This window comes from Pontiella desulfatans (assembly GCF_900890425.1).
GTDB lineage: Bacteria > Verrucomicrobiota > Kiritimatiellia > Kiritimatiellales > Pontiellaceae > Pontiella > Pontiella desulfatans.
In genome coordinates this window covers 174,130-185,990 of the sequence record NZ_CAAHFG010000002.1, presented here as the reverse complement: position 1 = coordinate 185,990, position 11,861 = coordinate 174,130, and the positions used below count along the sequence as shown (strand labels likewise).

The 11,861-nt window shown below is 53.7% G+C and carries 8 protein-coding genes; all 8 read right to left on the bottom strand.

What is annotated here, in order from left to right:
• Positions 1-125 precede the first annotated feature (125 nt).
• The 8 genes from E9954_RS16580 to E9954_RS16545 all read right to left on the bottom strand — a co-directional run bounded on the left by E9954_RS16580 (position 126) and on the right by E9954_RS16545 (position 11,614).
• Positions 126-2,972: a glycoside hydrolase family 55 protein gene (locus E9954_RS16580; protein WP_222847210.1), complete on the bottom strand. Its 2,847-nt coding sequence runs from the start codon at positions 2,970-2,972 to the stop codon at positions 126-128.
• Positions 2,973-3,423: 451 nt separating this feature from the next.
• Positions 3,424-5,616, bottom strand: a complete 2,193-nt coding sequence (locus E9954_RS16575; RefSeq protein WP_136080424.1) for a GumC family protein — start codon at positions 5,614-5,616, stop codon at positions 3,424-3,426.
• Between the two features lie 220 nt (positions 5,617-5,836).
• Positions 5,837-7,057, bottom strand: coding sequence for a formylglycine-generating enzyme family protein (locus tag E9954_RS16570; protein WP_168442336.1), 1,221 nt, complete (start codon positions 7,055-7,057; stop codon positions 5,837-5,839).
• Between the two features lie 100 nt (positions 7,058-7,157).
• On the bottom strand, positions 7,158-8,303 hold the full coding sequence (locus E9954_RS16565) for a porin family protein (protein ID WP_136080422.1): 1,146 nt from the start codon (positions 8,301-8,303) through the stop codon (positions 7,158-7,160).
• Positions 8,304-8,960 carry a polysaccharide biosynthesis/export family protein gene (locus E9954_RS16560; RefSeq protein WP_136080421.1) on the bottom strand — a complete coding sequence of 219 codons (657 nt, stop codon included), beginning with the start codon at positions 8,958-8,960 and terminating at the stop codon, positions 8,304-8,306.
• Between the two features lie 86 nt (positions 8,961-9,046).
• Positions 9,047-9,517 (bottom strand): hypothetical protein, encoded by a 471-nt coding sequence (locus E9954_RS16555; protein WP_136080420.1) that lies wholly within the window; start codon positions 9,515-9,517, stop codon positions 9,047-9,049.
• Between the two features lie 21 nt (positions 9,518-9,538).
• Positions 9,539-9,832: a hypothetical protein gene (locus E9954_RS16550; RefSeq protein ID WP_136080419.1), complete on the bottom strand. Its 294-nt coding sequence runs from the start codon at positions 9,830-9,832 to the stop codon at positions 9,539-9,541.
• A gap of 24 nt (positions 9,833-9,856) precedes the next feature.
• Positions 9,857-11,614, bottom strand: coding sequence for a hypothetical protein (locus E9954_RS16545; RefSeq protein ID WP_136080418.1), 1,758 nt, complete (start codon positions 11,612-11,614; stop codon positions 9,857-9,859).
• Positions 11,615-11,861 lie beyond the last annotated feature (247 nt).

Genomic DNA, 11,861 nt, shown 5'->3' with positions numbered 1-11,861 from the left:
TCGGAGGCGTTGCCCGGAACCAAGATACCATGGCAGGGTCTTCCCTAACTGCTATCATCTGAACTGCTTCAAACGAAAACCATACCCGATATGGTTTAGCAAAGTGCAATCCGCAACTAACACAACTACTGGGTATTCGGGCCGATTGAAATGGAGCTATGATGGGTCCAACTGCTTTCTTGAAAGACAAAGAACTTCACTTCATACCATCGGTCACTCATCAGGTTTTCCAAGTAGAGCCGGCTCTCGTCCTCCAAACCGTTCCATGTTTGGATCAATGTTCCTTCTATGTCATATAACATGGCCCTTACAGGCCTATCACCAAAACCGACCAAGGGATAAGATGACGTGTTGCGCCTGCTTTCATCCACTCCCCCCGGCAAAACAATTGTGATATTGATATGCCCAGAACCTTCCACTGTAAACTCGTTCCTAATCCATATTTGATTATGAACATCCACATTCTCTTCAAGCACCATGGCGGCATTGCTCTCGAGATGGATTTGCTCAAACACGCACAGATCCTTTCGCTGGCGCCCTTCCGAGGTGGAGTTCACGAATGCCGCCACCGTCGAGTTAACGATACGGTTGCTACGGGTAACATTGCAGAAGAAGGTTTTATCTTGCTGAACCCCGTGGCCCCAGTCGTTCACGACGTTCGCGACCCCGTTCTGGCAACTTTCGATAGTGTTGTTCTTCACCACATTAAAGACGTTGGGCTGCATGATGTTCGAAGGAGCCTCTCCAGCACCGGCCCACAGGACAACCCCCGATTTCATTTTCGAAAACTTGTTGCCATCGACAATGAGCTTGCTTCCGCCGCCATAACAGCTAATCCCCGTAGTGGCCGTATAAACACCGGCCTCGCTAGCTCGGTCGGTTCCACTAAGGTCATTTCCATACAAAACAACGCGATCCAAGAACTTCCCGATTTTGCACAGGCTTGTTGAATCCGGTTCAACGCCTAACGGGGTTTCCAGCGTTACGGTGCCGTTGGACGTGTCGCTGGCCGCCAACTTGCTCGACTGCCCGGCACCGCGCCCTTCGGCAATTATCATGGTATAACCACTAAAATCCTCTTCCAGATCACCGAAATGGAGGGTTGCTGAGTCCGTCACTGCGGACGGGGAACCTGCATACGTAACAACCATCGCCTCCCACAGAAACTGCTCTCCAGCGTTTTGGTCGACGATATCGAAGAAAATCACTTCGTCATCCGTGCTACTGGCAAGATTCTTCGCCATGCCACGTATTTCCACTTGGCCCTGGTCATAGTCCCAGCTTTCGATTTTACTTCCCCATTCCGGACGTTTATGACCCACTTCGCCAACAGAAGCCTGCACGTTACCAATCTCTTGACGGCCTAAATCGCTGAACGACAAGACCTGCCTAGCCTGGTCTGTTGGCCCGGTTTTTTCCGGATCAACCCATTCAAGCGCGCTAATCGAAACAGGGTTCCCTCGATAAAACGGATCGGCAAGGCGAGGGGCCATGTCGATGGAAACATTATCCCCGATGTAAGCCTTGGTAATATACCCTCCGCCATACACCCAACGCCCTTTTGCCCAGCCCAAGCCATCGACCGAACTACTTGCATCGTATGGATGGGCATGACAACCGGTCATGGCAAAGCGGGATCCTTCGTACCACATGAGTCCGTTGCAATCCCCAATGCCGACGAACTCGCAATTCTCGAACAATACCTGGTCGGCCTTCCCCCCCTTTACCCCGTAATTCGTAATGAAGGTGCAATCCTTGGCTTTAAAATATTTACCGCTTGTGTAGTCCAGCGCGGGAGCCCCGCTGGTATCGCCCAGCGGCCCGGTACTCAACGCCGACGAGGTGACGCGCGTCAGGGTGATGTGACTTCTCGTCCTACCGCCCTGCACCGTGATGGGAATGACATTCAAGTCCCCCTTGTTGAATGCCAGATCTTCGACCGCGGAATCTTCGCGCAAGGGTAGCATGTACTTTGAGGAGCCAAACGAATCCGATGCCGCCTGCAGCGTCGTCAGAGACTCCCCGGCTCCCTTGTAGCGCAAGAAGGCCCGGTTTGGATAAATACGATCCGAAACCAGAAAGGTTCCGGCGGGGAAATAAACCGTGGAATAAGGTTTATCCCCCGCCTCCTTCGCCGCGAGATTTATAGCTTCGGTATCATCCGTGATCCCGTCGCCCACAGCCCCATAATCCTTTACATTGAACCAAGAGTGCGAATCATCACTCCATACATTGGCATCGCGCACAGTAAGTTTCCGAGGCGCTCCCCAACCATACTTATCTCCATGACCGTTGTGAGGCCAAATGGTATAAGTTCCATTCTTGAGATCGGGGCAGGTGAAATCCGCCTTGTAGGGATTCGCGCTGAAACTCTTCTCCCAATCGCCTGTTTCCTCGATATAGACCCAGCAAGCACCGCCTCCGAGCGAAAGGTTACGGCCGTAGACCGAGAATGTTTCCCCTGCCGCAACCTCGTCGAATCCAATCCACCAAGACTCGGTCTGGTTGATCGCCACGGGCATACCTACACCGTTGGAGTTGGTCGGCCATGCCAAGTACATCTCGTCGGGAGGAAGCCTGAAGGGTAGGGTGACGGCGCAGTGACGACCTTCAACCCGCTGGACGATGCCGGAGGTTACCGCAAAGTTCTGTCCAAAGAAAAGGAACGTCGTATCGGCACCTTCTGGCTTTCCCGCGGGAGGAAATGAAAGATCCTCTCCCGTAAGCGCCATGGTATCGCCGGGTTGGTTGTGGCGCGTCCATTCGTTGACCAAAGGAGAGGCGTCTGCAGCAACACCGCCAACTGGTGGAATAAAATCAAAAAAACTCGGCGGGAATTGATCCGTAGGGCCGTGTGTAGGCATGTCCGGAAATGACGTCGCCTGCGATGTAGATCCGAAGGAGACAACAGCCACTACCACAGCAAACCAACGGACATTGCATTTATTTAAAAGATTACGTGTCGGTGTCATTTTGCTTTTTCCTAATTGCTTTTTCCTGGATACGCATTTTGCCCCAATCAAAATGCGGCTTCCGTCTGTTGATCGCCAACAGACATCGGCTGTTATTCCATGGAATCATAATTAAGCAACAGGCATGCCATGTGTCTCATGAAGATACTTTTCCCTACCTCTTGCCAAACGGGTGTTTTGGCACGGGAAGGGAGAATCATCAAATCAAATAGCAGGGAAATTAAATCACTAAAAACCGACCGAACAACCCGCATTAAGCACTGCCTGAAAAGACGTTGCAATAGCTACGCAAGACTTGGTGCGGGGATCAGGAAACTATCGGGCACGCTACCGCCATTGGTCGTTCGGCACCCTTCGCCTAGACCAGCCCGAACTATTTTAAGTGCGCTTTTGTCCATGGTAAGTTTCGGGAATGCATTTGGAATTCCCGATCTATCCACCAGCGTATCGACTACTCGCCCCCGTAGGGCTTGTAGGCGCCGTACTTTGAGGTATAGCCATAGCCCTCGGCCCCTTGGAACATTCCCGATATCGAATGGGGAACGTCGTTGGCAATGCAACCGAAGACAAGGGCGTCGATTTCCTCAAACTTTGCCAGGACAAACTTGAGCGTCCGTCGGCGTGTTTTTCCTATCCGCGAAACAATGATTATGGCATCAGAAAGATTGGCAAGCACCTGAGCATCGCCTACTGCGCCAAGAGGAGGTGAATCGATGATGATGCGGTCATAATGCACGCGGGCCCAGTCCAGCAATTCGGATAACCTACCACGCCCAAGCAATTCAGCAGGATTGATTTCCTTTATAGGCCGACTCGTTACCACATCGAGGTTTTCGATTACGCCATGGGATACCAGGTCACGATGACCCATCAAGCTATCGCCATCGACCAACCATTCCAGCAATGATGGATGATCCTCTCCAATCGCAAAAACCTTCGCGAGCTGCGGACGACGCAGATCGCCATCGATCAGCAGCGTCCGGGAGCCGTTCATTGCGGCACTAATTGCGAGGTTGCACGAGGCAACGGTTTTCCCTTCCCCCGGCATGGCACTGTTCACAAGAAGCACCTTGGTCTTTTCTGCATATTTGTTGGAGGAAATGAGTGCATTGACACCAGCAAAGATCTCGATCATGTGGCAAAACTTATCCCTCAGGCCGATCGTGGCCAGTTCGCTACGGGAATCGACCTTCTTGTGGGTCGGAAGAGTTCCCAGTATATGAAGGCCGAGCGATTTAAGATCGGTGACTGATTCAATCTTGTCACCAAAAATGGAGAGCAACAGCACAAGTGCACACCCGGCGGCTCCCCCGAAAAAGATCCCTGTTGCAACGATTTTTTTCTTGCTGGGGCTTTCGGGAATGCGCGGCACCTCGGCATTGCGAATGATTTTGGTGAATGCCATGTTTTCATCAGCGGACAGGCGCGCCTCCTCCATCCTGCGCAACATGGACTGATAGGCGTTATCCGCGGCATCGCGTTTTCGCTCCAATCGCTGGAGTTTCTGGTTTCCACTGACAATCTGCTGCTCCAGGTCGAGTATTTCACGCTCGATCTTGACGATGCGCTCATCAACCTGCTTGAGCTGCTTGCCGAGCAAGTCGATTTCGTTCTGCACCGCCTTGGCGGACATGTCGATAAATTGCTCCAACCGGTTTTTCGCACGAGCCTCTTTATCTTCGGCAGCCTTATATTCGGGATGGATATCGGTATAGCGGCTTGCCACGGATAACAACTCATCGTGGGCGGATCGCCAAGTGCCGATCAACTCGTTGAGCTGCTCCTCCTTAGGAAGTCCAGTGGGAAGGATTTCGAGGTTGGGATCGGTTCCATTCAATTCCATCACGAAACCGTATACGGTTTCCCGGGATGCCAGAGTACTGACCAATCCCTCCCTTTCCCCAGATACGGCGACCAGTGCCTGGCTTTGCGCTTCCTTTCGCTGTTCGAGGGAACCGAGCTGAAGCTCGTCGCGGATGCCGGCTAGCTGGAGCTCAACTTCTTCGAGCTCATCCCGTTGATCGTCAAGTTGCGTGATCAACCATTTCACGGCCTCATCGGACATCGTCTGGTTTTCCTGCATCATCAACAAACCCGCGCAATGTGAAAGCACGTTCACCAACTTTGCGGCGAATTCCGGATTCGTGCTCAGGTAGGATACATAAACAATGTTCGCCGAAGGATCCTTATACCAGTTGACATCCCGGATGAGGGTAGCAAGCGTGTATTTCCCGATGGTTCCACCTTTAGACTGTTCGTCCTCGGGGTAGCGCTTGAAGTATTCCTGGGTTGCGAGCCGCTCCATGGCTGGCGACTTGAACTTTTTGAAGCGGGTATTGAAAATAACCCCTTCGTCTCGCGCCGTACTGTCGTCGTACACCGCTTCATTATTGATGACCTTTGGCCGACGGACACTCATTTCCAGCTCCGCCTTGGCTACGTAGGTGCGCGTTGCATGCTGTGCCACAAAGACACCGGCAAGTCCTCCAAAAAGAGTGAGGAGCGCAACCGTCATCCAACGCCGAAGCACCATGCGCAACAGATTCATTGGCTCGAAAAGACTTCCGCCAGTCGCTTTTCCGGCCTGAGCCGCCCGGGGGATCACCTTCTGGGTGCCGCCTTGATATATGCCTTCTTTATCCATTAATCCCACATTCTCTTAAAAAGGACTGAACCTTATGCACCAAGTATGCCAACAGAACTTCAAAAGACGGGAATTCCTTGGAACCAATGAAAAAACGTTCACCAATGCAAATTCGGGAAGTGGAAAATCAACCATACTGGCCATTGCGCAACAATGTTTCCGGGAATCTCCCGTTCATGAAAAAGGCCCCGCGAACCGAGGCCTTTCTTCGAGCACCAGGCTATTTCATAATCAATGCGAGAAACTCGTCGAAACCATGAAGCGCTTTCTTCTTTATGGTAGCGAGTACCATGCGGCGGCGCTCAACACGACGCTCATGCACGACCACCATGCGATTCCAGAACGTCATATCCAATCGACGGAAAACACTCACTGCCGAGTTGATGCAATCCACAACCGACTGCCGCAGTTGCAAACTCAATTCGGCAAAATAGCTATCCTCCAAGGCATCCTCTTCATCCATTCCCTGGAACTCTTGCGCCGACACAAAGGAGTCGCAGAGCGGGGTGCGGCGGATCGGCATCAGGCTACTTCCGAAACGCTTGCGGCGACGGATCGTACGGGTGAGGAAAAGGCCTACCGTGCTCAGGCTCATGAGGCTGATGGTTCCCGGCTCGGGAATGGCCACCACACGGAAACCGGTGTCGTTGCTGGCTGCATCGCGAACAATATAGGGTTCATATGCAAAACGTCCGTCTTTGCTTAGAAGCTCAGCATCGCCAAACCCGATGCCAGTATAGCTATTAAACCCCCCACCGCGAAGAGCCATGTTCTGGGACGCATCGCCCAGATTCAACGGGGAACCGTCGGAGGTGGCATCCTCCGTCCACTCCATGACATTGCCCATCATGTTGAAGGTGCCGCTTTGCTCGGCAGTACCGAAACCAACTTCTTCCGGGTTGGCAACACCGCCATATACGGAATCAACACCCTGCACGGGAGCCGTGGAAGTTCCATTGGCGAAAAGCGAATAGCCCGAGCCGGTGTAGTAGGCCGCCTTGTACCACTCGTCCTCGGTGGGAAGCACATAAACAACGCCGTGGGTTGCCACCAGCGCATCCATGGCCAAGCCATTGTGAGCCGTTACAGCGGTAACCTTGTCGCCAGCCCCGATGGTGTAGGCGCCATTATCGGCATTGCCGCTCGTCAACCAGTTGCAGTAGCGCGCGGCCTGATGCCAAGTCACACTTGCGGCCGGAGCTTCAGTCCCCAAGGTTCCCACCCAGGAGTTTCCTCCACCGATGCCGCTGTCTTGCCACTGATGATACGAAACCTCCGTCTGACTGATCTGGAACTCGTATCCCACCGCGCCATAGCCCGTGGTATCCGCACTGTTGCCGGCATCCCCAATCGGCACAAACACCATATCGTCGGCCATGGATAATCCAGATAGAAGCGCGACAGACAACATCGCAAACAAGGTTTTTTTCTTCATATTCATCGCAGTCTCCTGACAATTATTTGTAATGATGCTCATTTATAGGTCAACACGACCTTTTCCTCCACCTTAAAAACCAACAAATTTCAAGCAAGGACCAAGTTCAGTACGCATACCCCGCCGTTGCCGAGACAACATGCTGATCGGGCTCGTTTTCGTCGCTCACAAATCGATACCCAACCCCAAGGTTGAACCTATCGGTAAAAGCATATTGCATGCCCGCATTCGCGAAAAACCTGGTTATCGCATCCGCTCCGTCCCCTTCGACGGCATCCCGGTATTCGTGCAGGGCGGATGCCTGTGCACCGAGCTTTTCAAGCACGTTCCACCCAATGCCATACCCAAGACGATAGACCATGCTTGCCCCGTCACCTCCAAAACCAGGGACAAAGTCCGTCCCCCCATAGGCATGGACACCGATCTTGTCGGTGAGCTGCCAAGTACCCCTGAGGTTTCCGACAACCCCCTGTTCGGAACCGGAAAGATCATAATCGGCATGGGAGACGCCGATTTCCGCCAACACCGATGTCTTCGGGGATGGATCCCGCTCCATACCCAACATGACCGAGCCGATGGTCCCGGCCTCTTCCTCGCGCGTCTGCACGGTGTAGTATCCACCCAACGTAAAAACGGTTTCCTCGCTATGCTTGCGCCGAAGCTGCAAACTTGCCTCGTGGGTCACCCACTCGGCCGCCTCGGTCGTCTCGAACTCCTGAAAGTAGTAGAGAAGGGAATAGGCCGGCACCAGCGACATCTTGTCCGATAGCCGCTGGTTATACCCTACATTCCCCCGGAGCTGATATTGGGTGTTTTCCTCGCTGGTGAGAATGGGATCCGGCTCCACCCCTGCGTCGGGATCATAGGCCGTCCCGTAATCCAAGGATTTCGAGAGACTGCCAGACAAACCCCAATCCATAGCGTTCCCCCTCGAGCCAAGGGCAGCGGACAGATCGTAGAACTGCCCTAGTTCCCCGGACGTCTCATTGTAGTGCCGCACTCCATAACGGGCACGACCGGAAAAATCGTACCGGGCCGGAAGATTGCCAAAAACCACTCCGCCCGAGAGCTCGGAATAAAAATCCTTTTCGTAGCCCCCCCCCTGCGTCCGGGTCGCACGGGTATCGTAGGCAGCCGTCAGATCGGCCTGCGGGCGCAGGAAAAAACGCCCCACCTCTATACCCGCCTGATCCTGGGCAATCGCCGCAGCAGAAAAAAACGCAATTAAACAGACGGAGCAAAGACGTTTCATCTAAAAGATCCGTTCCGGAACATAGACGATGTCGCCATCCTTCAGATCAATGTCCGCCTGAAGATTCCCCTCTTGACCAATTTCGTCGTAATCGACAGTCACCTGGATCTTCCGCCCATCCTTGCTGGTTCGTGAAACCCGGATATCGCTCTTCTTCGCACTTGCCTCAAAACCGCCGGCCTCCTGGATCACCGCCGTCAGCTTCATACCCTTGGCCGACGGAATCTTGATCCTTCCCGGTTGCGACACGCGTCCGGTAACGGTTATGAAGCCCCACTCGCCCTCGGCCGCATCATCCACCCGGTTGATCATGATCACCGGGGAGTTTACAAAATAGGCTCCGTAGGTTTCGTAAATCGCGCTACGGGCATGGGCAAGGGTCATGCCACCAATCTTCACGTCGCCCACCAAGGGAAGTGTAACCATGCCGGCATGGTTGATAGTTGCGCGATGGGCGGCAACCTCCATCCGGCCATCCACCTCAACCGACAGCTCAATGCCATCGCCAGCAACCAGTGCTGCCACCTTGGCCTTTCCATCATCCACCTTCTCGGAAAATTCCTCGGCGGAAACCGTCTTCGCACCCGTTGCGGAGCATCCGTTTAACAAAACAAGAACACCGAACAATAATACCGAAAAAACAACACCCTTAAACATGATCAAAAGTCTCCAAATAAAAAAACAGCCACACACTGGGGCTGTTCTTTAGACGATCCAGGCCAACCAAGGCAAGCTATTCATGCCTAAGGACGCACGGGGCGGGCGCCGTCAAAAGGAATTTCAACAGGATCTCCAACGACAGATGATCCTCCTGTACCTCCGGAAGAAGCAGTCCCTCCGCCGCTAGATGTAGCCTCCCCCCCATCGCTTCCTCCACCAGCCATGGAAGCAGCGGCAATCCCGCCAACCACCACGGCCTCGCCGAGGAGGATTCGTCCCGTCCGACCGGGATCTTCGCTCCAGGCAACTGGATTCACCCACGAAAGGCTTCCGCCCGTTGCCACGGGCGATTGCCAACGCTTAGGCGAAACGAGCGCCACAAAATCGCCCATGGAGGAGAATTCGACACCAACCTCGGCATACTGGCCATATTCGGTCGCCATTCCGGAACCGGTTAGCCTCGGCCCACCGGGTCCTTGTGCCCCATCCATCGAGGCACACCCCGAAACCATGGCCACGGCCAGAAACCCACTGATAATCCTGATTCCATTCATGTCGAATTCCCAACCTTGCGCCTAGTCCGTCAGGAAGTGGCCAATCCACTTGCTATAGACATATTCACCCTTGGCTTCATCCCACAGGCCAATCCAGTACCAACGCCCCCATTCGGGAACCGCGAAATTGTAGGTTCCGGAGTGGTCGTAGCTTTCGAATCCGCCGATCCATGCCCCGGCCGTCTGATCCCAGATACAGACCAAGTGCCCCCCCGACACCTCGGGAAGGGCGAGATGCTCGGTTGGTTTGCCAACGGTGCCTGCGAACGATGTTGCGCAAAGCGCTATGATGATTGTTGCCAGTATTTTTTTCATGATTTTGCTTCTCCTTGTCAAATTTTACATGTGCAGCCAGTTAGCCTGGACTTCATCCCACGAATCGCTCGTCGTGTTCGATTCAGAAATTGAAATCCAGTACCACTGATCGGGATTTACGTTTTCGATCACTAGTTCCTCCGGGCTATCGAACGGCCCGAGGTCGTACCAGTCGCCTGTCGCGTGATCATAAAGCTCGGCCCTCACCGCTTTTCCAGCGAGCCCCGTGAGCGGATAGACAACCTGATCGCCAACCCACCAAACCGAAACCGCATGGCTGGCCTGCAACCCACCAAAGGTTGCGACAACATTCACGGTAGCATCGGATTCTATGTTTCCGGCCGTCAGGACACCGGAAGCACTGACGCTTGCCTTAGCCGAATCCTCAGACCAAACCGGAGTAACGGTTTCGGTCGATCCATCGGAATAGGTTGCTTGGCAGGTCAGCGAGATGGATTCAAGTTCATTAAGCTCCGTCGGCCCGGATATGGCCAAACCGGCCAGAACCACGGGCGGCGGAACATACTTCACAGTCACGTCAAAGGTATCAGCTTTTCCGGAATAGGTCGCGGAAACGATTACCGTCTCATCCTTGGCCACGGCGCCAGCCACGAGCATTCCCGAAGTGCTGATTTGGGCAAACTCCGAATCCATGAACCAAGTGGCCACAACACTTTCCGATGTCCCATCGGAATAGCTTGCGATGCAGGTGTATTGAGTCGATTCGCCTTCATCCACACTGGTCGATCCTGAAATCGAAATCGACTGCAACGTCGGTGCCTCATACTTGATCGTAACCGGCATGGAGTCCGACTTGCCCTGGTACGTTGCGGAAACGGTCAAGGATTGATCCGAAGACACATCACCCGCCGTCAAAGTACCGGACGAATTAATGGATGCGTGGGAGGAGTTTTCGCTCCAGTCGGGCACAACAGCCTGCGTAGTCCCATCGGAATAGGTTGCAACGCAGCCATACTGACCTGATGAATTTTCTGCCACGATGGAGGGCCCGGAAACCGTGATGCCTATGAGTGTCGGAGCAACATATTTAATCACGACCGAATGGGTATCGGCATATCCTCCAAAACTGGCACCCACCATCACGTTCTGATCGGAGGAAACATTGCCGGCGCTCAGCACCCCGCTTCCATCAATCGTGGCATACGATGAATTTTCACTCCATTCAGCCACCACCAAAGCGGTTGACCCATCGGAATAATGCCCCACGCAATTCAGCTGGACCGAGGTCTCTTCATTCATCGAAACCGCACCTTGTATGGTTAGCCCGGAGAGAACAGGCGGCACATATTTGATCAGCACCTTCAGCAGGACGGTTTTGCCCCCGAAACTTGCGGAAACAGTTACTTCCTGGTCAGACACAACATCCCCTGCAATCAAAAGCCCCGCCGAATCAATTGATGCAATGCCGGGCGAGACGCTCCATGCAGGCGTTATGGCCAAAACAGAACCATCGGAATAAATGGCCGTACAGCTAAACTGCTCCGAGGTTCCCTCGGCGACCACAGTCGGCCCACTGATCTCCAAGCTATCCAGAACGGGGGTAGTATCGACAATGGTTATGCTTAAGCTTTTGGATTTCCCGCCGAAATCGGCATAGACATTAACAACTTGATCCCCGGTTACATCCCCTACGGAGAGCATGCCCGAACCATCGATCGCGGCCTCGCTGGAATCCTCGCTCCAAACCGGTGAGACTTGTACGGAAGTCCCATCCGAATAGCTGGCGGTACAAAGCATCTGCTCCGAAGAATTTTCATCCATCGAAACAGGCCCCGAAACCGAGATGTCTACCAAGACAGGAGCAGGCGGGCCGCCCGTTGGTGGGAGGGGGCCAACGGCTCCCGCTCCATGCGTAAAAACAAGCGCCAATGTCATGGCGGCAAAGATGGCTTTACTTCTATGAATCAAACTAAACTGCATCGACTTCTTCCTAGTAAGTGTTGTTGGCACCCGTTCCCTCCGCCCCCAGAGTTGCCCCGGATCCGATCACCGAATTCGAAAGCAGAAC

Bases quoted from the DNA above. Each gene is read 5' to 3' on its own strand.
- E9954_RS16545 (WP_136080418.1), bottom strand. From the start codon at position 11,614: ATGGATGAAAATTCTTCGGAGCAGATGCTTTGTACCGCCAGCTATTCG.
- E9954_RS16565 (WP_136080422.1), bottom strand. From the start codon at position 8,303: ATGAAACGTCTTTGCTCCGTCTGTTTAATTGCGTTTTTTTCTGCTGCG.
- E9954_RS16580 (WP_222847210.1), bottom strand. From the start codon at position 2,972: ATGACACCGACACGTAATCTTTTAAATAAATGCAATGTCCGTTGGTTT.
- E9954_RS16575 (WP_136080424.1), bottom strand. From the start codon at position 5,616: ATGGATAAAGAAGGCATATATCAAGGCGGCACCCAGAAGGTGATCCCC.
- E9954_RS16560 (WP_136080421.1), bottom strand. From the start codon at position 8,960: ATGTTTAAGGGTGTTGTTTTTTCGGTATTATTGTTCGGTGTTCTTGTT.
- E9954_RS16550 (WP_136080419.1), bottom strand. From the start codon at position 9,832: ATGAAAAAAATACTGGCAACAATCATCATAGCGCTTTGCGCAACATCG.
- E9954_RS16570 (WP_168442336.1), bottom strand. From the start codon at position 7,057: ATGAATATGAAGAAAAAAACCTTGTTTGCGATGTTGTCTGTCGCGCTT.
- E9954_RS16555 (WP_136080420.1), bottom strand. From the start codon at position 9,517: ATGAATGGAATCAGGATTATCAGTGGGTTTCTGGCCGTGGCCATGGTT.